Consider the following 23260-nt stretch of genomic DNA (forward strand, 5'->3'; position numbering starts at 1 on the left):
CTACGTCGCGCAGGACGTCCACGGGATTCCGAGCCGGATTCGCATCGCTCCACGGTGTGAGCAGCACGGGCTCCTGTATATCCTGGATGTCCTTCTTCACGAGATGATTCACGCCTGGCAGGCGGAACTCCTCGACGACCTGGAGAATGGCTACAAGGGCCACGGGCCGAAGTTCTGCCAGAAGGCGAACGAGATCGGGGCGAAGCTCGGGCTCGGGCCCGTGGCGCCGAAGGGGCGCGGGGGGCTCCCGCGGCCCGATTCCTGGCCGTCGAACGTGCGCCCGCTGGGGTACTACGGGGCCCAGCTCCCCGCGCCCGGGGGGCGGCGGCGCGGTGCGCGCATGCGTGCGGACGGCACCGACGGTGGGCCGAGTTCGATCGGAGGGGCCTCGGATCCGCTCTTGGAGGGCTTGGGCGAGGTCGACCGGCAACTCGTGGCGGTGCTCGCGAAAGCAACGGGGCGGCCCCCCGGGGCGCTGATCGGCGCGTGGGCCCGTGAGCATGCGCGGGCGCTTGCATCCGCCAGTCCAGCCATTGCTGCATTGGTTGCAGGTATCGAGACGTGAGCCGCCGGAAGAATATCTGGCGCCTACTGGCCATCGTGGCGCTCGTGGTCCTGCCTGGCGGCACTCTCCTCGCTGGCCTCGTTGTGATCGTACGCCGATTGCGTCATCGCCGGCTCGTGGCGCGTTTCAAGCAGTTGAATGGAGAACACTGAATTGCAGCTTCCGACGAAGAAATGTTTGCTCGAGATGGCCGTTCTGTTGTGGCGTCGTGCTCTGGATCGCATCCCTGCCGAGGCGCTCATGGAGGACGACCCAGGGCTGATGGATGCACTCCGCGAGCCCCGATTCGTGCCGCAGGGGCCCGCGCAGGAACGCGAGTTCGATCTCGTCCTCACGATCGAGACGATGGCCTCCTGCTATGACGGCCAGATCGCCCTGATGAGCCTCCCTCGGTGGGCCCAATGCGGGTATCCAGAGATCCAGCTCCCAGAGACGTACGCCGCTGCCCTGCTTGCCACGACCGTGACCGAGGAAGTGCTGGCATGCGTGCGCCCTCCATTCCGTGTCTTCTTGATCGAGGTGCCGAATGGGCTGCTCACGATCGACACGGAGCAGGGGCCGTCCCCCGTGCGTGTCGTTCTCGTCCATCACGAGCCAAAGAGCGAGAAGTGGGCTTACGCAGCGTGGACCGCATCACCTGCATGTTTGTGGCGCTTCGGGGTGACGACAGCCCAGCTTTTGCCGCCTTCGTTGCCTGAGCACGACCTCACCGAGATGTCGATCTTCCCGATGACGGTGACCGAGCGCGATGAGCGTGTGGCGGCGCTGATCGGCCGGCTCATCGTCAATACGTGTCTCGCGATGAGCGATCCCGCGCGCGTGCGCGCACCGGCACCGGCGGGCCCGCGGGGCCGGAGGAGGAAGGCCGATGCGCGGCGCGGGGGTGAGGTGCCGCGAACGATGATCTTCCGCGTGGGCAAGCCGCTCGAGAAGGACTTCCGGCCGGCGGTGCGGGATTATCTCGAAGGGCGAAAGCGCAACTTGAGCGTGCAGACGCTCGTTGCGGGGCACTGGAAGATGCAGCCGCATGGACCTGGGTTTTCGTTGCGGCGGTTGATCTACGTCGAGCCATACTGGCGCGGAGATGTGGATGCTCCGATCCACGTGCGACCGATCCGGCTCGGGTGAATGTGATGTCCGAGAATCCCCTCTCGACGCCAAACCGGAGGCGCATCGAGGCATTGTACGTAGCGCATTCCGCTATGATCCGCGCGAAGTTGCAGTGGTTTGGTTTCAGTGGTCAGACGCTCGAAGACCTCCATCAAGAGGTGTTCGTCATTGCGATACGTCATGCCGAGGAGCTCCGCGACGACGCAAGGGCATGGCTCGTCAAGGTCGCCCGAGGGGTCGTCATGAACTACCGACGGCGCCGCCGAGAGGTACTCGATGCGGAGGCAGGGATCGACAAGCTCTCCCCAGGAGCTGATCCGGAGGTCCGTCAAATCGTGCGCCGTGGCCTCGATGCGCTCGGCGACGTGGAGCGGCAGATCGTGCTTCGTTACGATCTGTATGGCGAGACGCTTGCCGAAATCGCGCGTGATTTCGGGATGACGGCAGAGCGGGCGTACGCGCGGGTGCGAGCCGCTCGGAAGCGGCTACGGCTCGTCATCGACGAAGACGAATGCGCCTGGCCTGAGTGAGGCGCCGATGTTTACCCAAGCAAAGCCCGGAGCGTCACGGGTTGCGCTCGTGGGCTGCTCGGCGCGAAAGCTCGATCATGCTGCGCCAGCGCGAAAATTCTACACGTCAGCCCTGTTCCGTGCGACCGTCGCATACGCCGAAGCGACATGCAACGCCGTGCGCGTCGTGTCCGCGCTCTACGGCGCAGCGACGCGTGGCTCGAGCCGTACGACCGGAACCTTCGGGCCTTCGGAAAGCGGGACCGCGAGGGATGGGGCGTGCGAACGGTCGCGGAGGTGATCGGGGGGTTTGCCGTCTCCCTCTGCTCGTCGTGCTCGCGGGGCAGGTGTACGCGGATGCGCTGGTCTTCGGGGCACACTGGCACAACCTGCCCGAGGAGCCGCTTTGGCGGGTGAAGGGGTGCAGGGCGCGGGTGGCGTGGCTCAAGGAGCGAACGTCCCTGCAGCAGCTTCGGGACGCTCGCTCCTCATGGTTCCCCTCGGCTCGTTCGGCCTGAAGAAACACAAGATGGATCACGCCTCAGACTGCCCTGACGAGGAGACCCCCTGAAGCCATCTCTCACTGCAATCGGAGTACCAGCGGATCCCCGTTTTCCATGCTCGTCACGGATGTCCCTCCGAGATCGATGGCCCCCTCGAACTGGCCAATCACCGTCACCCGCCCGCTCTTCTCGACCGTCACGCCCGTCGCGCGCTGCGACGCCTCGTCACCGAACCTCCCGGCCCGGAGCGCCTTTCCCGAGGCATCGAGCTGGATTACGAGCAAGTCTTCCTTGCCCTTGCTTTCGAAGCTCCGATCCCCGATCTCCACGCGCCCAGTGAAATCCGCGACCGCTGCGACGCATCCCCCGGCGCCGAGGGCGACCCCTCGCGCCTTCGTCAGGCCTGTCTCACCGAAAGCTCGTGCCCACAGGACGTCTCCCGCCGGGTCTATCTTCAGAATGAACACCCCAGACTCGGCCTGGGTCGTAATCTGCCCATTACCGAGTTCCAGGGTCCCCGCGAAGCTACCCGCCACGATGGCATTCCCCTCGCCGTCCATGGCCACGCCTGCAACTTCCGCAGCGCCCGTGCATACTGGCGCGAGGACCCACGGCACGTTGCCCGCCGGCCCAAGCCTCGCAATGAACACCCTCCGTTGCCCGTTGCTGTCGAACGAATTGGGAAACCCCGAGACGGTCATCGAGCCCTCGAAATCACCCACGACGCAGGCGTCGCCGCGCTCGTCCGCCACCATGCCAGCGGTCCGCTGATCGGATTCTCCACCTAGCATCACCGACCAGCGCGCCTTTCCGGTCGGATCGAGCGTCGTGACGAACACGTCGTACCCCCCTACGCTCTCCGGAGACTGGTTTTCGAGCGCGATCTTGCCCGAGAATGCGCCTGCGATCACCACATCGCCGGTTTTCCCAGGCATGATGCTCGTGGCGATCTGGTACCCGGTGCCCCCAAATTGCCGCGCCTCGACGGCGTCGCCATTCGCCGACAACTCGACCAGAAACGCGTCTCGCCCGTTGACGCTCTCCAGCATCTTGCCGGCCACATTCATGGCTCCCGACATCTCGCCCGCGACGAGTACCGTCCCGTCCTTCGCCACGGCCACGCCGAGCGCCGCTTGCGGATCCGAGGCAGTGACGTGCCATGCGAGCGTGGCCGCGCCATCGGGGCCGACACGCGCGACGAACGGGTCGGTGGAGCCGCCAGAGATGATCTCGTTCGTTTTCCCGAGTGTAATGGAACCCTCGAAATGACCGGCAAGGACGACCCCGCCCTCCGGATGTGCGGAGAGGGACGTGAGCGCACGGGCCCCCGTTCCGCCGACCGCGACCGAGTCCCCCTCCGTGATCAACTCGACAGGTCCGTCGAGCGGCGCGATGGCCGGCGGGTCTAGCAGATCGGGAGCGCACGCGGCCGTGGAGAGGGGTAGGACAACTGACAGGGCGACCGCGATGCTTCGCTTCGTCGACTTCAAGGGATTCTCCACTCAGAATGTTCCGTGCACGAGGATGCCGCTCTGGCGTTGGCCGGCCCACGGGGTGAACCCGAGCGCCGGTGCGGCGCGCGGCGCGTCTCCCCGGGCGCTGATGACTCCGGCGACGAAGACACCGATTCCGACGGCTCCAATGCCGCCGAAGACGCCCATCATCGCGGCGTTGCGATTCCACTGCGCTTCATATTCATCCGCCAGGCCAGGGCTCTTGCACGTGCGGTCGGGACAATCCGCTGCAGCCGCATCGACGGTGTCCACATATTTCACCGCAAATATCGCGCCGGCCACCAGCGCCCCCGCGCCCAGGCTACCAGCGACCCATGCCCACATGGGCGTGCGCCCAGGTGCCGCGGTGTCCACTGTTTGTTGGGGTGAGGCGGGAGGGGGCAACGCAGACGGCGCGGTCAAGGCCGGCGCCTTGGTCTCCGGCAGCGGCGGCGCAGGTTTGTCGGCGGGCGTGCTCGGCTTCGCTTCCGGTTTCGTGGTCTCCTCTGCGGTCAACTGGATCTGGAGGGTATGCGTTGTTTTCGCCTTGACCTCGACCTCTCGCCGTTCCGTGACGAACCCCGTTGCCAACGCCTCGATCCGGTGGGTTCCGGGAGCGATCCACCTCGGCTTGCCAATCCTCTCTGGCGGTACGGGAGCCCCATCGAGCTGCAAGACGAACCCCTGCAGCGCAATTTGCGCTGCGGAGACGTCGATCGTCAATCGGCCCACGGTGGGCTCGACCTCCGTGATTTGCTGCTGCGCCTCCGCCGAGCGCTTCTTCACGTTGTCCTTCTCTTTTGGGGTCGTCGCCTTGGCCTCGAGCGTCGGGGCGTCGGCGATGATCGCCTCGTACATTTCGAGCGCCTGCACGACGTCTCCGCGCGCACGGTAGCAGTTGCCGAGCGCGAGACGTGCGCCGAGCCCCGGCTTTATCTGGACAACCTTCTCGTACTTCGGACACGCAGTTGCGTAATTACCGGCGTCGAAGGCGACGCGCGCCTCCTTGAAAAGGGCGTTGGCGCGTGCATCGTCGTTCCCGGTCGCCTGTGCACGGGCACTGCCTGCAGCGAGCGCGGTCCCGAGAAGGAGCGTCGCAGCAACGAACCAGGTAGGGCGGCGAGGCTCGGGTTTCATTGGAAGAACCTCATTCGATCGTGTCGGGCTGTTCAAACTTCGGCTTCGGTGGAGCAGGGGGCGGCGGTGCAGAGCTCGCCGTCGCTCTCGGGGATGGCGCTTTTGCGCTCTCAGGCTGCGCTGCCTTTGCTGGAGGCGGGGGGGTCGGTACGACCGCAGCCCGTGGCGGGTTCGTCGCGGGCGCCTCGGGGGGCGATGTGAGCGTCGGAGGCGACGACGGGGTTGCCGTGGCTTGCGGGGTCGTCTTCGGTACGTCCGTGGGGGGGACGACACGCTCTTCGGGTTTGGCTTCGGCGGAGGCTGCCTGCTCCGTGGGAGCAGCGGCGGAGGCCGAAGGGCTCGTCGCGTCGGGAGAAGCGGTCGACGCTCGCAGGATCCAGGTTCCGACGCCTGCAATTCCGAGCAGAGCAACGCCGCCAATGGCGAGCGTCCGCCTCGATTTGCTCGAGGGTCTCGGTGAGGTGACCGAGAACGACGTGTTTCCCGGGATGATCGTGGAAAGCTCGGCCGGCGGCGTGACGGCCTCTGCGACGGCCTTGGACGTCCTGGCGGACATCGGCACCGTCGTGGTGGCCTCCTCCTGGGGCAACATGGCGGCTGGCTCGAGGGACAGGGGCCGCGCCACGATGGTTGCATCGACGGCCGGCGCCGGGGCCTTCGCCGGTACCAGCGCAGCCCTGAGCGCAGCCACCGCCACGCTGGCCCGATCGAAGCGCAAAGCCGGAGACCGCGCCGTCACCTTCCGGAACCATTCGTCGAAGCCCGGCGGGAGCGTCACGGCCATGCGCCGCGCGGCCCGCTCCGTTGCCGGCTCCCGCGCGCCTTCGACAACCTGCTGCATGAACGGGAAGAGCTCGAGCGTGCGAGACTCCTCGCTCCAATACGGCTCGCCGACGAGCAGCGCGTACGCTATGTGACCGAGCGCATAGATATCGGTCGCGGGCCCGATCAGTCCTTTGCCGAGGATCTGCTCCGGCGCCATGTAAATCGGCGTGCCGATGGCCTTGGTGGTCTGGTTTCGCGCGTCTCCGGCGATAACCTTTGCAATGCCAAAATCGAGAATCTTCACGCAGGGTGAACCATCGTCGCGATGCGTGACGAAGAGGTTTCCCGGCTTGAGGTCGCGGTGGACGATCCCCGCCGCGTGCGTCTTGTCGAGCGCGAGGGCGGCCTGCGCGAGGTACAGCGTGACCTCCTCGGGCGGGAATCGCTTTTTCTGCTTGAGCAGACGGCCGAGCTCCTCGCCGTGAAGAAGCTCCATGACGAGAAATGGCATGCAGGTGGTTGGATCGAACCCGGCGTCTAGGACACGCACGAGGTGGTCGCTGAGGATATCGCCGGTGATGCGTGCTTCCTGGGCGAACCGGAGCCGTAGCTCGTCGTTCTCAACGACGTGGGGCAGCATGACCTTGAGGGCGCAGCGATTGTGCGTCTTCCGGTCGCGGACCTCGTGTACCGCCCCCATGGCGCCTGCGCCGAGCCCACGTAAGACGACGTAACGATCGTGGAAGAGCGTGCCTGTGGGGAGGAGGGCGAGGCTTTGCGATTGCATGGCGAGCTACCTCCGCTGGCGGGTTCGGCGGCGGGCGCCGTACAGGGTGGCGCTGAGGGCGAGCCAGAAGAAGGGAGAGGATTCGGCAGGGGACGAACCGGAGCCGGTCACGCGGCAGGTGCAGTCCATGACCTCACCGGAGGGATTGGGACAGGAGGAACGGGGATCGAGGGGGCAAGGATCGATTTCGTTGGGGAGGCCGTCATTGTCTCCATCGGCATCGCACGTGTCGCCGAAACCGTCGCCGTCGATGTCCATCTGCTCCTTATTTCCTGCATGCGGGCAGTTGTCCCGCGTATCGGGGACACCGTCCTCGTCGGCGTCATCGGTCGGCATGTCGACGGGGAGCGTGTCGGGATCGCAAGGATCGCCGATGCCGTCGCCGTCGATGTCCTGTTGGTTGGTGTTGGCGTCGGACCAACAGTTGTCGAACGGGTTCGCGACGCCGTCGCCGTCGCTGTCCAGGCCAGGCTCACAAGCGTCTCCGAGGTTGTCGCCGTCTTCGTCCTCCTGAACCGGGTTCACGTGACGAACGCAGTTGTCGACGGGATCGAGCACGCCGTCGCCGTCGTCGTCGTCATCGCACGCATCACCGGCCCCATCGCCGTCTAGATCGCCCAAATCGGTGTTCTTCGTCAGCGGGCAGTTGTCGACACCGTCGGGCAAGCCGTCGCCGTCGCTGTCGGGATCGAGGGCGTTGATGGCCCCGTCACCGTCGGAATCGATGCCCGGCTCAGGCTCCTGACCGTCGGGGAGGCCGTCGTTGTCCGAGTCGGGGTCTTCAGGATCGGTGCCCAGATCGAGCTCGACGGGGTCGGTCAGGCCATCCATGTCGGAATCGCCACAGCCTTCGTCGATGGTGCCGTCGCAGTTGTTGTCGACGCTGTCGCAGACCTCGACGCCGGGCTTTCGCGGGAAGGCATTGCATACTGCCTGCCCCGCGGCGTTGCACACGTACGTGCCCGTGGACGCGCACGCGCCCACGCCGGCCGAACAGGGCGTCCCGAATCCCGCGCAGTTCTGCAGGACGCAACCGCTCTGGTCACACACGACCGGATCACCAAGCAGATCCGGCAAATTCGCTGGGCCACTGTAATCCTGCGAGAGGAACGTGCCGTTCGCCGCGGTGCCGCACGCAATGCGCAGTGGCGCCTGCGCCCCGACGCCAGCGGACTCGAATGAGCTGCGCTCGACTGCCCAGTCGATGAAGAAGTCCGGCGTCGGTGTCGCGAGCGGGAAGTTCGAGCCCGCCGTGGCCTCCCGCGCATACCCGTATCCCATCGAGCCCAGGGTGAGCGGATCGAGGTATGTATTGAGCAGCGTCTCTGGGGTATCTCCTGGATCGTTCGGCGTCTGCTGGGTGCTGTTAGCCCAGAGCCGCACCTCGTCCGGGTTCGAGATGCCACTCACGAGCGTGCTGAATTCGTAATCGGACGGGTCCAAATCCGTATCGATGACGCAGCCCCAGCCGAAGGGCGCGAAGGAGGTCGCGCTCGGCAGTACCGTCTGGTCGATCCGGAGCCGGAAGTAGTAATGAGTCGTGTCGCTCCAGACATAAGCCATCGGGAACTGCTCATTGCCCACGACATCCCGCTCGCCGGCCGTATCTCCCTCGGGGTCGCCGATCGGAGTCGTGACCATCGTCATCGGATCCGTTCGCTGCAGCGGCAACCAGGAAGCATTTGGCGGAAACGTTTGAGCCATCGCGGTCTGGCGCAGAGCAGGGAGCAGCACCCCTGCGACCACGATGGTAAAACATCGCACCACGAACGCCCTCATTCCTGACCGTGCCCACGGCCGACCGCTGTTCATGAACACTCGTACCGCACCCCGAACTGGCTGCGTCGCTCCCGTTTTTCCAGGATACAGCAGCCGCGCGGGCGTGGTCAACAGCAGTGTGAGCCCGAACGTTTTTGTTTCTGCGTCCCGGGACCACGTGTGCCTCGTCGACGCGCGCCGAGCAGCGCGGTTACCACCATCGCCGACAGCACCCCGGCAGCAAAGGGCTCGTTCGTCCCGGTCGCACGGCACGCGCATCCTGCGACCTCCCCAGCGGGGTTCGGACACGACAACCGCGCATCGAGCGGACAAGGGTCGACCTGGTTCGGGATCCCATCCTCATCCCGATCCGCGTCACACGCATCCCCGATCCTGTCCTCATCCTTGTCCAACTGGTCGGAGTTCGCCGCGTGCGGGCAGTTGTCCTCCGCATCGGGAGCACCGTCCCCATCGGCGTCGTTGCTCGGCATGTCGACGGGGGGGGTGTCGGAATCGCAGACATCGCCGACGCCATCCCCGTCCAGATCGTTCTGATCGGTATTCGGCATCTCGGGGCAATTGTCGTAGGGTACGAGCACCTGGTCGGCATCGGGATCCGCAGGGTTGGCCACGCAGACCCCGATCGTGTCGTCCCCTGATGTGCAGAGCTTCCCCGCGGGACAACCATTGCCGGTACCACGGCACCCGTCGACGCACTGGCCCGCTTTGCATACACGGCCGCTCTTGAAATCACCGCACTCGATATCGGACGTGCATTCGGCTATCACCACGTCGTCGCCGGGGGCGTTCGGATCGGTCTCCCCATTGTCGACGGTGCCGTTCCCGTTCACGTCCTCGCTGCCGTCGTCCACGCCTCCGTCGTCTGTGTCCGCGTCGAGCGGGCTCGTCGTCGTCGCGCCCATGTCCCCATCGGGTATACATGTACCAGCGGCCGGATCCGTCGCTACATTTGCGCAGTCCTTGCCCATCTCGGTCCCGTCGAACAACCCGTCATCGTCGCTATCCGGATCGAGGATGTTTTTCTTGCCGTCGCCGTCCGTATCCGTGCCCGGATCGGGCTCTTGCCCATCCAGCGCGCCATCCTCGTCCGAGTCCAGGTCATTCGGATCCGAGCCGAAGTGCACCTCCACGGGGTCGAAGACCCCATCCCCATCCGAGTCCACGAAGTCCGCATCGTCGAACGGTTCGTTCGGATCTCGCTCGCCCGGATCGACCTTGCCATCCTTGTCGAAGTCCTCAACTCCATCGGCTACGCCGCCGTTGTCCGTATCCACATCGATCGGGTTCGTCTTCGTGGCGCCCATGTCCGCGTCGGGCATGCAGCTCGCGGCCGCAGGGTTCGTCGCAGGGTTATTGCAGTCGAGGCCGAGCTCCGTTCCATCGAAGAGGCCATCGTTATCGCTATCTGCGTCGACCACGTTGATGAGTCCGTCGCCGTCCGTGTCGACGCCGAGGCTCGGCTCGAGCCCGTCGAGCACGCCGTCGTCATCGGTGTCAGCGTCGCTCGAATCGGTGCCCGCGGCGATCTCGTCGTCGTTGGACAACCCGTCGCCGTCGGAGTCGACGATGATCACGGTGGGAGGCGCGCCGGGATCGCTGCCGTTGCCGTCGGTGGGCGTGTCCTCGGCGGGCGCGCCTTGCGCGCCGCTCGCGTTGATGAGTGCCTGGTTCACGATGCTGCTGCCGGCGCCGGGTTTCACGGTGACGCGGAAGCGGATCGTGGTCGTCCCGCCGACGTTGAGGCTGCCGCCGACAGCGGCGTCCGCACCCGTGCCGAGACGAACGACGACCGTGCTCGTGGCCGCGTCGAACTCGCCTTGATCGTCGGCCGTCGCGTCCGTCTTCGCGCCCATGTTCGGGCCCGTGACGACCTCGAGCGAGCCCGGGACGTAGGTCACCTCGGCGGGGAGTTTGTCGGAGAGAACCGTCTCCTTCGAGGTGTCGTCGCCCGTGTTGGTGACGACGATCGTGTACTCGAGCTCGTCGCCGGGGTTGACCACGCCGCCGTTCAGATCCGCGACGCTCTTCGCGGACGAGGTGAAGTTCGGCTTGAGTGTGGAGATCGCGGTGATGAAGCCGCCGAGGATGTAGCCGTCGCTCGCCGTCTTCGCGACGAGCTCGGCCGAGGTCGAGCCGGGCGTGACGATGCTCGTGATGTCGAGGATGTCGAGATCGATGCCGCTCATGCTCCGCGCGCCGCCCGTGAGCTGCGGCAGATCCCCCACTTTCGAGACCGCGCTGCCGAGGAGCGAGCGTGTGCCGTTGAAGAAGTTGTTGGCGGGGTTGAGGGCGTTCGAGAGCGGAAGCGCGTTCCAGCTCAGGCTGTCTCCCCCTTGCTGATCGTCGCCCTCATACGCGACGACGCCGAGCTTCGCGTTGTAGGCCGCGAGCGGCACGGCGAAGCCGGAGATCGTCGCCGCGATGCCGTCCAGTTTTTCGCTGCTGACCTCGTCGAAGCCGTCGAAGAGCGTAATGTTGCGCGGCGGCTCGCTCTGGAGCTCGTAGACGACGACCATCCACCAGCCGGCGAACACCGAGTTGTTGTTGACGTTGTTCAGCGCCACCGAGTCGACGCCGCTCACGCGGTAGGGGCCCGTGCGGTACTGCTGCACGTACGCCGTGATGTCGGCAACCGACTGGTAGTACCCGCTGATGTTCGAGAGCGGATCCCCGATCACGGAGTCGATTGCCGTGATGTTGTGGGTAAAGTCGCCCAGGGGATCATCGAGGGTCACTTCGAGATCGGCCACCCCGGTCGGACTGCGCGCAGCCCAGTAGAGGTACGCATGCGTCACGGTGGCGCCGAGCGGCAGGCTCAGGTTCGCGGTCGTGCGAGCAGCGGTCGGCATCACCATGGTGCTGGCGGTGGCCTGACCGGCCGCGGACGCGTCCGCTTGCCAGTACACGTCGGGCGCAGTGTCGCTCGTGTTCGTGCCGCAGGTGCCGACGCTGCCGACGACCGGCGCGGGGACACCCGCACCGCAATCCTGCGTGAGCGTGTTGCCGATCAGCACAAAATCCCCACGCTGCGTCACCTGGACGCGCAGCGACGGCTCTGCCCACGCCTGCCCCGCCATCACGAGCACGGCCGGCCCGAAGAGCCTCGCCAACCGTCGACGAACCCTAGCTTGAGCGCCCGACATACATCCTCACTTCCTTCTCGTCGTTGCATGTGCTCGCCGGGCGCAAAGGGCGCCCTCGAAGACCACCCGAGTCGGTTCGGGCTGCGAAGTGCGAGGGTGGCTCGGGCGCGACGGCACGTAGCTCGACGGCGAGGCTACGCTTGTATGCCGAAATTCGGAAGAGAAGTACAACTTCTGGGGGGCGTGTGCGCGACGCGTATGCGCTGCCGAGGGCCGTGGCTACCGCCGTCTGGGGAGTCGTTGCGTCGGCGCGTCGTCCTGGGCGTCCGCTTCAAGCTCTTGCTCGAAAGGGGTTATGTATGTGATGGGGGGCGGAGCAGCATCATGCGCTGGCGTCGCGCTCTTGGCGGGAGCAGGGGGGCGCGGCGCGGGGACGGCCGGCGGGCAGTGCGAACCTGCGGGGATTGGCGCGTGGCGAACGCGCGTCGTCAAATCGAGCGTCATGGCTTCGCTGCCGTCGTCCGCTGCCCCGAGCATGGCCGGGACGCTCTCGGCGAGACGACGCAAGCAAGCGGCGAGCTCGGTCACGCTTTGGAAACGTTTCTCGCGGTCCTTCTCGAGGCACCTGCAGACAGCTTCGTCGAGAGAGGGCGGGAGCGCAGGATTGTGTGTCGAAGGCTTTGCAGCGGGCTCTGCTGAGAGGACCCGGAACGCCACCTGGTTCATGTTCGAACCATCAAAGGGCATCACTCCAGTCGTCAGCTTGTAGAGGATGACGCCCAGCGCCCATATATCGACGCGGCCATCAGATTGCCGCGCCGAGCGCATCTGCTCCGGCGCCATGAAGCCAGGCGTCCCCAGAGCCATCTTGGTATCCGTGAGCTCGGTCTGGTGGCTCGCGTCAGCGATGAGCTTGGCGACGCCGAAATCGAGGACCGTTGATCAACGGTTCCCCGCGAGGGTCCGTTGTGAGGAAGAGGTTCGCGGTCTTGAGATCGCGGTGGACGATGCCGGAGGCGTGTGCCTCGGCGACGGCTTCGCATGCCTGGAGCACGTACGTGCATGCCTCGCGCACGGGCAAGACGCCACGAGCCTTCGCGAGGGCCTTGAGGTCCCGCCCTCTCAGGTGCTCCATGACCATGTACATGCTGCCGGTCGGGAGGCGATCGATATCGTAGACCCGGACGACGTGCTGGCTCTTCAACCGAGAAGCCGCCTGAGCTTCACGGCGGAATCGCTCTGCGGCGGTCGCGTCCCGGAGAACGTGGGGCAGCATGAACTTGATCGCGCGGAGCTCGTCCAAGCCGGTATGGCGAGCGGCAACCACCATGCCCATGCCGCCCCGTCCCAGGATCCGCTCCACGACGTACTTGTCGGCGATGATGCTGCCGGTGCGGATGTCAGGCTCGCGGATTGTCATGGCGTGATCCTGGTTTCGAGTGGTGCGTGCAGGTGGCCCCGGCATGGGAACTTCATCACGAGAGGCGTCTTGCGAACAAGAATGCCGGGGACGAGGACGCTCGACTACTTGGTGTGACATACAACAATCCCTTGGGCCGTCCGATTCGGCATCCCGGCGTGGGGCGATTTGGATGAGCGGAAGTTGGGTAGAGACCGCCCCATCCGTGTCTAGCGCTATCAGTTCTTTAGGCGAAACCTCCACATCCCTTCGGCCTCTTGCAGACTTGCAGGCGGCCGCCGCATCACCGATCCTTGCAGGTCCTCGCTGCAACGTTCGGTTGCGCTGCAACCGCACGCAGCGGGCGCGGGTTGGGGCGGTTAGAACCCGACCGTCCGCGGCGCAGCGTGTGCCCGGAGGAGGCGAGGATGACGCTGGGAGAACGGCTCAAGGGGTACGTAGGAGAGCGCAAGCAGGCCGCGCTCGCGGCTGAGTGGCTCGAGCGCTGGTCGGAGCGCAAGGAGCCACGCAAGGGGAAGGGCTGGACCCTCGATACCGTCACGTCGAGCTTCAGCCGGTGCTTCAACGATCAACCCGAAGGTGTGCGATTCTTCTTCGGAGATCGGGCACGCGCCGTGCTCCTGTTCGACGTGCTCGAAGTCCCGCCCGACGCGCGCGACGAGCTGCTCGGGCTCGCTGAGCTCGCCATGAAGACGGGCGCAGCTCGGCCGGCGCAGCTCATCGTCGACCTCACGGCGTGGACCGGCGACCGAGCCCTGAGCGACGAGCTCTTTCTCGCCGTGGAGGAGCAGATCCTCAAGCCCCATCGCAAGCTGCTCCCGGCCGTTCTGGTCATCACCGAAGAGCAGTATCGATGGTTGCCGCGTACCCTCTGACGACTTCGGCGACGATGTCCGCATCGTGAAGGAGCGAGAGCGCGCCCGGGAGCGGGTCATGGTGCTCGCGGAGGATCAAGGGCTCGTCCTCGCCCCGTACCCGTTCCCCGTTTTCGAGCGGTGGGTCGTAACGAGTTTCGATCGCCGGGAGCTGCGCTTCGAGCCGGCGGACGCGCTCTCGGTGTTCGCCGAGCGGGGAGAGCTCCCGCGGTTGCCGACGGTGGAGCATGATCTCGCGTCGCTCGGTGGAATCAAGCCGGCGGAGGAGAAGCTTCCGGACGATCCGTTCGCATTGCGGCGCCTGATGGTCGATCTCTGCGTCGAGGAGCGCGCGAACGGCATGAAGCAGAGCGCCGCGGTCCGGCTAGGCTGGGCGCGCAAGCTGGGCATCACGGCCACGTCGACGGAGCGGGAGCGGATCGAGGTGGAGATTGCGGCGCTCGACGCGCAGATCGAGGTCGACGCAAAGCGAGGTAACGAGGCGGCGCTCGAAGCTCTGCTTGCCCGCGCTCGTAGACGTCCCGTCGACACGACGGCGATGCGCGTGGGGGACGTGATTCACGTCCTCAATCCGAAGGCGCTACCCGCCAAGGTCGAGACCCATCCTCGCATTGCGGTACATCGCATCGACATGCCGGCTCCTGCGCTGGTCCGCCTGCTAAACGAGCTCGACACGTGGACCGAGGACGACATCCTCGACGACCCGCTGCTCGAGCACGTGATCGAGCGCCTCGATCCCAGGGGCGAGGAGCGGCTCGCGATGCTGCACGCTCGTGCGCAAGTGATGGCGTCCCGTACGATGCGCGTGCGCCAGCGCGAGGGGGTGGACGACTGGAAGACGCCGCTCGCGGCGCTGCTCGCGGAGGACCCACCGGAGGCGATGCTGCGGGTGTGTTTCGTTGATGCTACCCCCGCGCTTTCGCTGTGTCATGCCGCTCGCAGATATCATCGCCGAGCGCCGGGACCAATTCATACGCTGCGAGTGGGACCAGGAGAGTATTCTGGGCCAATTCGCGGAAAGTCAAAGTGTCTTGCTCGACTACGATCCCAACAAGGCGCGGGATCCGAGTCGCTGGCTCGATCTCTTGGAAGCATCTCCCGCTTGCGGCGGCTCGTCTCTGGATGCAGGATCGGTCCTTCGGCGATTCGGGCGTGTGATCGGTGACGTTCCATCGTGGGAGGCGAAAGACCTGACCATTGCCGGCAGCGTGTGGCGTGAAGCGGACCGCGAGCTTGCCCTCGCCTGGCTCTCGCTTCGTCGAATCCTAGCCGGTGAGTCGATTCGATTGCGTGACGGATCGGTACTCGCACTCCTGGGCGATGGTATCTTTGCGGAGCTCTCGATTCACAGCCACTCCCCTCGCGTGGAGCGAACCAAGCTTCGTGCAAGTCTGCTGATGCCAATCCACTACGAATGGTCGAAGGTCAAACGTGCGGGCTGGGATTGGCGGTGGGTTCTGCACTCCTTTCTAAAACCAGTGATCTCACACCTCGCCGAGACTGAAAGCCAATACAACGCATCGACACACATCGGCCCCAGCCTCCCCCGCGCCATTCGTCTCGAAGGGCACGGCCTCGTTGCAGACATCACGTTCCGCTACTCCCCGCTCTTCACGTCGTCCGGGCATCGCACTGCTCCGAGCATCGCCACTGCCGCCGCGGCTGCGTCGATCACCAATGCCGCCGCTACCGACGACGACGATCGGCGACGGGATTGACCGAGCATCTCCTCCTGTCGTAACCTCCCGCACTCCTTTGCGTCCCCGCGCGGGAGAACGACAACGGCCATGGAAACGATCTCCGAACTCGTCCTGAAGCTGCAACGCCCCGGCGCGGACATGTTCGAGCAGCTCGACCTGCGCGAGAAAATCACCCGACGGGGTGTCGAGGCGGCCCGCGATCTCCTGAACTTCATCGCGCAGGACGCACCGCTCGTCGAGGGCCTTCTCCGGGACACCCTCAAGGGTATCCGAGACGAATCCGAGCGGGAGCGGATCAGGAACGAGCTCGAGCGCCGCATCGAGCCTAACAACGAGCCTTCCGTTCGGCGCGTGTGCATGCGCCTTCTGGCCGTTCATTTTCCACAGGCGACCCACATCGGCCCGCGCCTCCTCGACTTCGCGGCCAGCAGCGCGACCGAGACCCGCGACATGCGGATGGATGCACTCAAGGCAGCCGCTAAGTTTCACGCCACCGCGACACTTGGCCACCGCATGCTGAGGCTGTTTCGGGACGGAGACGCCGGAATCCTCGCCGAGGCGTTGAACGCGTTGCCTGCCTACCAGCGCGTACTTGCATCGGAAGAGGTCGTGCCCGAGCTCGAACGTCTCCTTGCCTTCGACTCCACCGCAGAGATCAAGTGTACTGCGATCGAGATGCTGGGGCGCTTCGGGGAGCTCGACGCGTTCGAGCGCGTCTGCCTCTTGCCGCTGACCCACGAGCGCGAGCGGCTCGCCGTCCAGGTCATGGTCGGGCACTTGCTCGCCAAGCCCCGCAGCGTGCTCGCACTGGCCCCGAAATCGTTCGAGTTGCTCGTCGGGCGGCTCCTCGTGAAGATGGGTTACCAGAACGTCGAGGTTCAGCGAAAAGGGAGCTGGGACGAGGGGGTGGACGTCAGTGCGTGGATGACCGAGAACCGCGTGAACGGTCCCGAGCGGGTCAAGGTGGTGGTGCAGTGCAAACGTTACAAGGCGACGAACCTGGTGGGGCAGGATGTCGTGGAAGCGATGGTCAAGTGCCTGAGAGACCATGGAGCCGCTCGCGGAGTCATCATTACCACTTCATCGTTTCAGCCTGCGGCCGTGGAGCTGCGTCAACGGCACCAATACGTCGAGCTCATCAACGGACAGCAACTCCAGGCGCTGCTCGACACGCACTTCGAGGGCACGTTCCGCGTATAGGTATGTTGCGAAAGGGGAGTCCGAGATGTTTCCTGAACGCGTCTATGGTCACCATGTTGCCCGGTTACACCCAGCTCTGGACGTCTGGAAACTCGTCCTGACTCGGTGGGCTGAAATCATCGAGCGTCATGTCGAGCATTACATACGAGACGGGCGTCCGACGGATGCTCCCTACTGGTACAACGAGCGGGCGAGCGTGAGCACGCTGGCCGGTGCGGCATGGCTCACCCCGGGATCTCTCGTACTCGAGGAGTACAGGGTGGAAAGGCTTTCTGCGTCGCAGAAGTCTCGGTGGGGGCGCGCCGACCTGTGGTTCATGACCGCGAACAAGGAGTTCGTCGTCGAGGCGAAGCCTTTGTTCCCTGGCACGCCGCAGGACGTCCAACGTCCAGTAACGCAGCTACTTGACGAAGCTTGCGCTCAAGCCGAGTGTGGGAATCACGAGGACTGCGCGACGCGCGTAGGCCTCGTCTTTGTTGCGCCGTCGATCTCGCCGCAAGACACCGTGGATGACTTCCTGCTAAAAATGGCCTCTGCCCTCGACAAATGCGGGCCAGATATCCTCGCCTGGACCTTCCCAGCAAAGGCTCGCGGGCTCACCAGCACGTATCCAGGTCATGAAGGCCGAATCTTCCCGGGAGTCTTCATCGTTGGCCGCCTGGCGGGTGCTGCCGCGACTACGTAACGGGCCGTTCCGCGGGCCTATTGCGCTCCACCATCCTCGGCGAACTCGCCGGCAATCCGCCAGGTGGTAGCCGCGTGCTCCTCGAATCGACCACCTAGATCAAACCCTGCCTCATGCGCATCGGCCTTGAACTTGGCATTGATGCCGTAGTCCTGCTCGTAAACCACGCCAAGCGAGAACTCGCGCAGCCCGAAGTCGAGGCGTCCCCCTGCAACCGATTGCCAAGTAGGTTCATGAGGGTACCAGACCAATTGCTCGGGCACACGTGGAGCCTTTGTACCGCGTAGCCGAGCTTCGTAAAGAATCGAGCTCGAAGTGGAGCGCTCTCCGCCGACCTCGCCTCCGATTGCTTCGCCGGGTCCCAAAGGAACCGTTAGGCGTGCAGCAAACTCTCGGGACCATCCAGCGACGCTCTCCACTCTGATTCGGGTGGCTCCAAGGTGCATGAGAAGATTGATCGCCTCGGATACCTTGTGCTCGAACGTGAACCGATGAAACTCGGCCGCGGAATAATATAGGTCGGGCTTCGCAGGATGCCCGACGTAGAGTACACCGTCCCGCGGGTGGCCCGGCTGGAACACGAGCTGCGAGGCTTCACTTTTGGCGACTTGCAGCACCCGCATACCCCTAGCTCGCGCTTTGCCCCAGGCTTCAACTCCCTTGACCACCGCAGCAACGATGAGAGCTCCGACGCTGCCTAGAAGGATTGGTGCGACCAAGCCTTGCGTGATTATTCCCCAATTAGGAGGTTGCTTCTTGGCGCGACTTTCCTCCTCTGCACGACGGGCGGCTTTCACGACAACGTCGTCGGAAACGACGATGATCTGCCGATCGGAGTAAGGGAGTTCGACCAAATTCAGGCTATCGCTCATAACCTTTCCTTCCGAAACACCCTCTCCCGATGCCACACCAAATACCGCCAATGCCCCTCCCCAAGCCCCCGCACCCGTAACTCCCCATCGAGCCCCAAGATCTCCCTCGCATCCTCGGGCAACACCGGCGACACGATCACCTTCCCATCCTCCCCCACCGTGATGAACCCGAGGTCGAACACCGCATCCAGATGCGGCGCAAGCAACAACCCGTTGAACACGTCGAGCCGCTCTGCATCCGTGGCGCAGTCCGCCCACGGCTTGATGTGGCTCGCGCGCAGGAGCTCGGGGACCTGTAGGCCGGTGATGGCGCAGCGGCCTTCCCAGTAGGCGAGCAGGGCGGCGCGGTAGAGGTTCTGGCCGACCCGCTGGACGACGAGGCGCTCGGCCTCGGTGGTGCGGGGCAGGTTCGCGGTGGTTCGCTCGAAGTGGTGGAGCAGCTCGTCGGGGAGGGTCTTCGAGAGCTGGAAGGCGCGGCGGACGAGGCGGTGTAGGGCGGGGACGTCGGGCACGGTGAGGACGGCACAGGCGCCGTCGGGGACCGGGATCGGGACGGGGCTTGCGTGCTGCTGGAGCTCGCGGGCGACGTTGTGCTGGGAGACGGCGGCGAGGATGCGGCCATTTGGCGCGGCGGAGAGCCACAGGCGGAGGGGCGCCTGCGTGCTGGCGAAGCCGAGCCAATCGTCCTGGCGGGGGAGCTCGAGGTCGAAGCCGTTGTCGAGGGCGACCTTTTGGAGGCGGGTGAGGATCGCGGGAGGGAGCACGTTCGTCATGACCTCACTTTCTTCCGCGTGGGATCGGGCGGGTGGGCGACGCGGGGATCGGCCGGGGGAGGATCGAGGCGGGTCTGGTAGGGTTTTCCGGTGCGCGTGACCTCGGCGAGGGCGTCGTAGATTTCGAGGATCACGCGTTTCGTGCGGTATTCGCCGTGTTCCTTTTCGTCGTTCCTCCGAACGATCGGAAACGTTTCAAGGACGTAGGCTGCGTCGTCGCGCGAGATGCCATAGAGATGGAAGAAGGCGGCGTCGAGCTCGGCGCGGAGGAGGAATCGGCGCGCAGGATCCCAGCGGAAGGGAGGGCCGTCGTAGCCGACGTCGCGGGCGAAGGGTTCGAGGTCCCAGGCGGTGTAGGTGAGTTCGAGGACGCGGGCCAGGAGCCAATCACTCAGGGCGATGCCAGGGCACCAGGTGGAAGATCCGTCGTAAGTTGAGGGAGGCAGGACGGGAAGCTGTTTGAGGTAGCCGTACGTGAGGTGCGTTCCTCCGATCTTCTGTCGGGCCGCGTAATCAAGGGCGAAGCTGCATAGGTTCGCGTACAGGGCGGCGATGCGATCGGGCGCAGCGTTCGGAAGCATCAATGGGCTCGTGTGGCCAACCGCCGCACGAGGGATTATACATGGAATAACCGTGCGAATGTCGGTGCGACGGCAGATATCTCGCCAGCCCAACAACCAATTGCGATCCCAGCGGCCCAGGAGAACCGTATCCACTTCCGGGCATCGGACCCAAGCGTCGGGAAGTATCAGGTGCCTGGGGTCAGCGTGGTCTTTGTCGGACAGACGGGGCAAGAATCCCTTGTTATAGTGTGCTTCCGTGGCCCCCTCGTAGGTACCGTATCGATGGTCGAATGCGACTACCATCTTCGCCTCGTACAGTGGCAGGTATCGCTCCTTGGGTCCCTCGAAAGTGTTGCCGATCATGCGATAGCCGCTAGCCTCCAACTCCGCCCGCGTGCGAAATAGGCCAGAATCGTTTGCCATGTGGAGCATCGCCAAGAACCGAACCCCCCACGGATTCCCACCGGAGTCCCCATCCCGCCAGAGCACGCCTGCTCTTCGGTACATGACCAGGTTGATTGAAGCGTCCCGCCGGGTGCGGAAGGTGGGGCAGTTGGCCGTATTGGGGTTAAACAGGGCAAACTCTTGCGGCGCAAGCTCGAAGTCGAGATGCCCAGCCCCCTCCGGGAGCGGCTGGTTGACGTAAAACGTAAGCCGCGTTCGTTCCACCGGGACACGAGAGATGGACAACAGACAGAAAGACTGCCGATTGTTCACGCCTCCGAATGTCGTACCCTCGTTTTCATAGCTGATGATTTGTTGAAGGGCCCGATTCTCGACGAGCGAACGCAAGAATCCACTCGTCCCTTCGTCAGTCGCGATCCCAGTAGGTACGATGAACCCAGCGCGCCCAATCGACCCGAGCACCGTTCGATTGTGTTCGGCAAATAATGCGTACGTGTTCACGTCCCCCTTTCCACATAGCGGGTACCTCCCGGACTGCCTCACAAAATGGCTTTGGCCCTCCGCCTCTCGGCTTGCTGCGCACCACTCGGACCACAGCACGGAATCGGTTTCGGGCAACGCCGCTATCAACTTCTTTCGTGCAGACGCATTGACTGCGTTCGCAATGACATCGCTGCGCGACGCGAAGAATTCCTGCTCCTGAAGCTTCATCCGCTCCCATGGCGGATTTCCGAGCACCACATCGAACCCACCCCGGGCGAACACCTGCGGAAAGGCGAGATGCCAGTGAAAGAAGTTGTACTGTCTCGCCACGTCCCCGACCGTCTTCACCGTCAACTCCGGCGGCTTCCCTTGCCCATCCCGAATTTGCCTCCACAGCTCATTCGTCGGAGCCGCCTCCGCTAGCTCCCCCGCCTGCTTCGGCCACACGAACGCCGCACACCATGCATCCGCCACGAACCGCTGATGTTTGTACGCCTCGGACCCGAGGATCCCCTGCCACTGCGACTCCTTGCGCGCCAGCGCATCTAGCTCCGCATCCGACGCAGCCTCAAGCTCCGCTACCGCCCGTGTAACCGCAGCCGATTCGCTTTCGCCAGCCTTCGCCCACAACGCATCGAAACCGCGTTGCCCCCCTGCCGCCTTCTTGTTCTTCTTCTTCAGCGCGCTCGCGACCTTCTTGTCATCCCCCTCGATCGGCTCCCATGCCTCATCCGGAATTCCCTTCCCCATCAGTTCCGGCGTAGCCCCGAGCAGCGCATTGCCCTGCCGGACGTGCGAGTCCAAGAACGATAACGGTCGCCCCGGCTCCACTGCCTCCATCCACAAGCTCACCTTGCAGAGCTCCACGGCCATCGGGTTCAGATCGACACCGTAGATGCACCGACCCACCACTTGCCGCACCGCGTGCCGATACTGCGCGGCCGAAGGCGTCCCGTTCGCCTGGAGACGCGCCACGTGCGATCCGAGGCGACGCGCCGCCGCGAGGAGGAAATGCCCACTCCCGCACGCCGGATCCACGATCGAGAGCTGGAGCAATGCGTCCACCGGATTTTGCGGATGCGCGGCGATGGTGCTCTGCACGACGGGCTCAAGCGCGCTGTCGAGGAGCACCTGCACCAGGCTGTCGGGCGTGTAATAGCTGCCCGTGAGCTTGCGCGCGTTGCCCTTCGTCTCCCCGCCTGTGGCAAAGCCGAACACGCGGCCCCCCTGCGTGATCTGCGGGACGAGCTCGAGCAGGCTCTCGTAAACGCTACCCAGCTCCTCCGGGCCCATGTCACGCCAGTTGACGCGCGAGAGCCCCGCGTCCTCCCGCAGCCACGAGAGGCGGAAGATCGCCGTGAGAAGGTGCCTATTTTCGACCTTCGCCGCATCCAGCGCAGCGCACTGGTTGGTCGCAAAGATCCCTGCAAGCGCCGGCAGCCCGAGCCGCGGCTCGCCCGTAGACAAACCGCGGAAGACGATTTTGAGGGCTTCCCAGAGGTCCGAGAACCGATCGAACGCGCTGCGCTTCACCGACCGCGCACGCAGGCGCTGCATGCTGTAGCCGCGGGCATAGAGATCCTTCGCGGCATCGGGGACCGATTCCGGATGCAAGAGGCCCCGCTCCTCGACCGTCAAGAGGAAGATCAAGCGGTAGGCAAGCCGCAGAAGCTGCTGGAAGTAGTCCTTTGTGGTGAGCGATCCGCTCTGCAACGCGGTACGAAGCGCCTGGTTTTCCGGGTGCGAGAGGAAACCATTGCCGAACGCGACGAGCGCATCCTCGACGCCCCGGCGGAGCTGCTCGCGTGCACGGGTGCCTTCCTCGCGACCCGCATTCCGCCACGTTTCGAGCGCACACTCGGTGGGCGGCTGGTCCGGCCTCCCGAACCGAGTCTCGTGCACGAGCAGCCAGAGCGCTGCGAAGTCAGCATAACGCTCCTCCGCGAAGATCCGCCCGAGATCCGCCTCGATCCACGCCGGCCGCGTGAGGCTCGCATTATCGCGCAAGATGCGCAGCGTGACCCCATCCGAGGCGAGCGCCCACAGGGCCTCCTCGTCCGCGTTGACGAGCTCCTGCGCGAGCCCGAACGCGCTGCGACGCCGCCCTCCGTCGCCGAAGGCCGGCGCGAGCGTGTCGAGCCCACTGCCCGCGGGCGCAATGACCACGGGCACGCGGCGGCCGAGCGCGGAAAAACCAACCGGATAGGTGCGGCCCGCGATCTCGACGGGCGACGCCTGCGACAGCGTGCCAAAGCCGAAGCTTTCGCGGAGGAGCGAGACCACGAAGCGCTCGGTGAGCTGCCTTGGATCCGCGCCGCTCGATCGGCCGGCGGAGAAATCGTTCCAGTACGCCTGCGCGATGCGCCAGTACCGGCCGATGTCGTCGCGCAGGTTGAGGCCCTTGGGGATCCGGTAGTCGACCTCGGATTGGTGACCGGCCTGGAGCTGGGCTACACGGGCGAGCCAATCGGGGGAAAGAAGTCCCCCTTCGATGGAGAGGGCCTCGAAGGCGAGCTGGGCTTCCCGCTGCCGGGTCTTGCGACGCGCTGCCAT

General features: G+C 65.1%; 19 protein-coding genes. 9 read left to right on the forward strand and 10 right to left on the reverse strand.

The window, feature by feature from the left end; all coding sequences use genetic code 11:
- The 4 genes from KEG38_RS32080 to KEG38_RS56125 all read left to right on the forward strand — a co-directional run.
- On the forward strand, positions 1-565 hold a 565-nt coding region (locus KEG38_RS32080), incomplete at its 5' end, for a SprT-like domain-containing protein (protein ID WP_272423778.1).
- A gap of 186 nt (positions 566-751) precedes the next feature.
- On the forward strand, positions 752-1693 hold the full coding sequence (locus KEG38_RS32085; protein ID WP_272423780.1) for an AcrVA2 family anti-CRISPR protein: 942 nt from the start codon (positions 752-754) through the stop codon (positions 1691-1693).
- A 5-nt stretch (positions 1694-1698) separates the two neighbouring features.
- The gene (locus KEG38_RS32090; RefSeq protein WP_272423781.1) at positions 1699-2205 is read left to right on the forward strand and encodes a sigma-70 family RNA polymerase sigma factor; all 507 of its coding nucleotides are present in this window, start codon (positions 1699-1701) and stop codon (positions 2203-2205) included.
- Between the two features lie 7 nt (positions 2206-2212).
- Positions 2213-2485, forward strand: a complete 273-nt coding sequence (locus KEG38_RS56125) for a DUF6884 domain-containing protein (RefSeq protein ID WP_372518204.1) — start codon at positions 2213-2215, stop codon at positions 2483-2485.
- Positions 2486-2764: 279 nt separating this feature from the next.
- Here the strand turns inward: KEG38_RS56125 and KEG38_RS32095 are convergent, their stop codons facing one another.
- The 7 genes from KEG38_RS32095 to KEG38_RS32125 all read right to left on the reverse strand — a co-directional run bounded on the left by KEG38_RS32095 (position 2765) and on the right by KEG38_RS32125 (position 13151).
- Complete coding sequence (locus KEG38_RS32095) at positions 2765-4177, reverse strand: NHL repeat-containing protein (RefSeq protein ID WP_272423782.1); 1413 nt, start codon at positions 4175-4177, stop codon at positions 2765-2767.
- Positions 4178-4189: 12 nt separating this feature from the next.
- On the reverse strand, positions 4190-5317 hold the full coding sequence (locus tag KEG38_RS32100) for a tetratricopeptide repeat protein (protein WP_272423784.1): 1128 nt from the start codon (positions 5315-5317) through the stop codon (positions 4190-4192).
- Between the two features lie 10 nt (positions 5318-5327).
- Positions 5328-6869, reverse strand: coding sequence for a serine/threonine-protein kinase (locus KEG38_RS32105; protein WP_272423786.1), 1542 nt, complete (start codon positions 6867-6869; stop codon positions 5328-5330).
- 6 nt (positions 6870-6875) lie between these two features.
- The gene (locus KEG38_RS55705) at positions 6876-8681 is read right to left on the reverse strand and encodes a thrombospondin type 3 repeat-containing protein (protein WP_308216891.1); all 1806 of its coding nucleotides are present in this window, start codon (positions 8679-8681) and stop codon (positions 6876-6878) included.
- Between the two features lie 74 nt (positions 8682-8755).
- Complete coding sequence (locus KEG38_RS32115; RefSeq protein ID WP_272423787.1) at positions 8756-11758, reverse strand: thrombospondin type 3 repeat-containing protein; 3003 nt, start codon at positions 11756-11758, stop codon at positions 8756-8758.
- Positions 11759-12010: 252 nt separating this feature from the next.
- Positions 12011-12640, reverse strand: a complete 630-nt coding sequence (locus tag KEG38_RS32120; protein ID WP_272423986.1) for a protein kinase domain-containing protein — start codon at positions 12638-12640, stop codon at positions 12011-12013.
- Positions 12633-13151 (reverse strand): serine/threonine-protein kinase, encoded by a 519-nt coding sequence (locus KEG38_RS32125; protein WP_272423789.1) that lies wholly within the window; start codon positions 13149-13151, stop codon positions 12633-12635. The genes KEG38_RS32120 and KEG38_RS32125 overlap by 8 nt, the downstream gene beginning before the upstream one ends.
- A 407-nt stretch (positions 13152-13558) precedes the next feature.
- On the opposite strand from KEG38_RS32125, the gene KEG38_RS32130 reads away from it, so the two are divergent.
- The 5 genes from KEG38_RS32130 (at position 13559) to KEG38_RS32150 (ending at position 17611) form a co-directional block, all read left to right on the forward strand.
- Positions 13559-14026, forward strand: coding sequence for a hypothetical protein (locus tag KEG38_RS32130; RefSeq protein WP_272423790.1), 468 nt, complete (start codon positions 13559-13561; stop codon positions 14024-14026).
- Between the two features lie 25 nt (positions 14027-14051).
- Positions 14052-15191, forward strand: coding sequence for a hypothetical protein (locus tag KEG38_RS32135; RefSeq protein ID WP_272423791.1), 1140 nt, complete (start codon positions 14052-14054; stop codon positions 15189-15191).
- Complete coding sequence (locus KEG38_RS32140; protein ID WP_272423792.1) at positions 15181-15744, forward strand: hypothetical protein; 564 nt, start codon at positions 15181-15183, stop codon at positions 15742-15744. Before KEG38_RS32135 ends, KEG38_RS32140 begins: the two co-directional genes overlap by 11 nt.
- A gap of 69 nt (positions 15745-15813) precedes the next feature.
- The gene (locus tag KEG38_RS32145) at positions 15814-16926 is read left to right on the forward strand and encodes a restriction endonuclease (RefSeq protein ID WP_272423794.1); all 1113 of its coding nucleotides are present in this window, start codon (positions 15814-15816) and stop codon (positions 16924-16926) included.
- Positions 16927-16951: 25 nt separating this feature from the next.
- Positions 16952-17611 (forward strand): hypothetical protein, encoded by a 660-nt coding sequence (locus tag KEG38_RS32150; RefSeq protein WP_272423795.1) that lies wholly within the window; start codon positions 16952-16954, stop codon positions 17609-17611.
- Between the two features lie 17 nt (positions 17612-17628).
- On the opposite strand, the gene KEG38_RS32155 is transcribed toward KEG38_RS32150, so the two are convergent.
- The 3 genes from KEG38_RS32155 to KEG38_RS32165 are packed head-to-tail and all read right to left on the reverse strand — an operon-like array spanning position 17629 to position 23260.
- Positions 17629-18483, reverse strand: a complete 855-nt coding sequence (locus KEG38_RS32155) for a hypothetical protein (RefSeq protein WP_272423796.1) — start codon at positions 18481-18483, stop codon at positions 17629-17631.
- Positions 18480-19256 (reverse strand): HNH endonuclease, encoded by a 777-nt coding sequence (locus KEG38_RS32160; protein ID WP_272423798.1) that lies wholly within the window; start codon positions 19254-19256, stop codon positions 18480-18482. The genes KEG38_RS32155 and KEG38_RS32160 overlap by 4 nt, the downstream gene beginning before the upstream one ends.
- Positions 19253-23260: an Eco57I restriction-modification methylase domain-containing protein gene (locus tag KEG38_RS32165; protein WP_272423799.1), complete on the reverse strand. Its 4008-nt coding sequence runs from the start codon at positions 23258-23260 to the stop codon at positions 19253-19255. The genes KEG38_RS32160 and KEG38_RS32165 overlap by 4 nt, the downstream gene beginning before the upstream one ends.

It is taken from the genome of Polyangium jinanense, from assembly GCF_028435265.1.
In the GTDB taxonomy this organism is placed as follows: Bacteria; Myxococcota_A; Polyangia; order Polyangiales; family Polyangiaceae; genus Polyangium; species Polyangium jinanense.

What these genes read in the sequence shown, in the direction of transcription:
- KEG38_RS56125 (WP_372518204.1), top strand. Translation starts at nt 2,213, where the DNA reads ATGTTTACCCAAGCAAAGCCCGGAGCGTCACGGGTTGCGCTCGTGGGC.
- KEG38_RS32085 (WP_272423780.1), top strand. Translation starts at nt 752, where the DNA reads ATGGCCGTTCTGTTGTGGCGTCGTGCTCTGGATCGCATCCCTGCCGAG.
- KEG38_RS32165 (WP_272423799.1), bottom strand. Translation starts at nt 23,260, where the DNA reads ATGGCAGCGCGTCGCAAGACCCGGCAGCGGGAAGCCCAGCTCGCCTTC.
- KEG38_RS32160 (WP_272423798.1), bottom strand. Translation starts at nt 19,256, where the DNA reads ATGACGAACGTGCTCCCTCCCGCGATCCTCACCCGCCTCCAAAAGGTC.
- KEG38_RS32130 (WP_272423790.1), top strand. Translation starts at nt 13,559, where the DNA reads ATGACGCTGGGAGAACGGCTCAAGGGGTACGTAGGAGAGCGCAAGCAG.
- KEG38_RS32100 (WP_272423784.1), bottom strand. Translation starts at nt 5,317, where the DNA reads ATGAAACCCGAGCCTCGCCGCCCTACCTGGTTCGTTGCTGCGACGCTC.
- KEG38_RS32090 (WP_272423781.1), top strand. Translation starts at nt 1,699, where the DNA reads ATGTCCGAGAATCCCCTCTCGACGCCAAACCGGAGGCGCATCGAGGCA.
- KEG38_RS32105 (WP_272423786.1), bottom strand. Translation starts at nt 6,869, where the DNA reads ATGCAATCGCAAAGCCTCGCCCTCCTCCCCACAGGCACGCTCTTCCAC.
- KEG38_RS32145 (WP_272423794.1), top strand. Translation starts at nt 15,814, where the DNA reads ATGGAAACGATCTCCGAACTCGTCCTGAAGCTGCAACGCCCCGGCGCG.
- KEG38_RS32125 (WP_272423789.1), bottom strand. Translation starts at nt 13,151, where the DNA reads ATGACAATCCGCGAGCCTGACATCCGCACCGGCAGCATCATCGCCGAC.
- KEG38_RS32155 (WP_272423796.1), bottom strand. Translation starts at nt 18,483, where the DNA reads ATGAGCGATAGCCTGAATTTGGTCGAACTCCCTTACTCCGATCGGCAG.
- KEG38_RS32150 (WP_272423795.1), top strand. Translation starts at nt 16,952, where the DNA reads ATGTTTCCTGAACGCGTCTATGGTCACCATGTTGCCCGGTTACACCCA.
- KEG38_RS55705 (WP_308216891.1), bottom strand. Translation starts at nt 8,681, where the DNA reads ATGAACAGCGGTCGGCCGTGGGCACGGTCAGGAATGAGGGCGTTCGTG.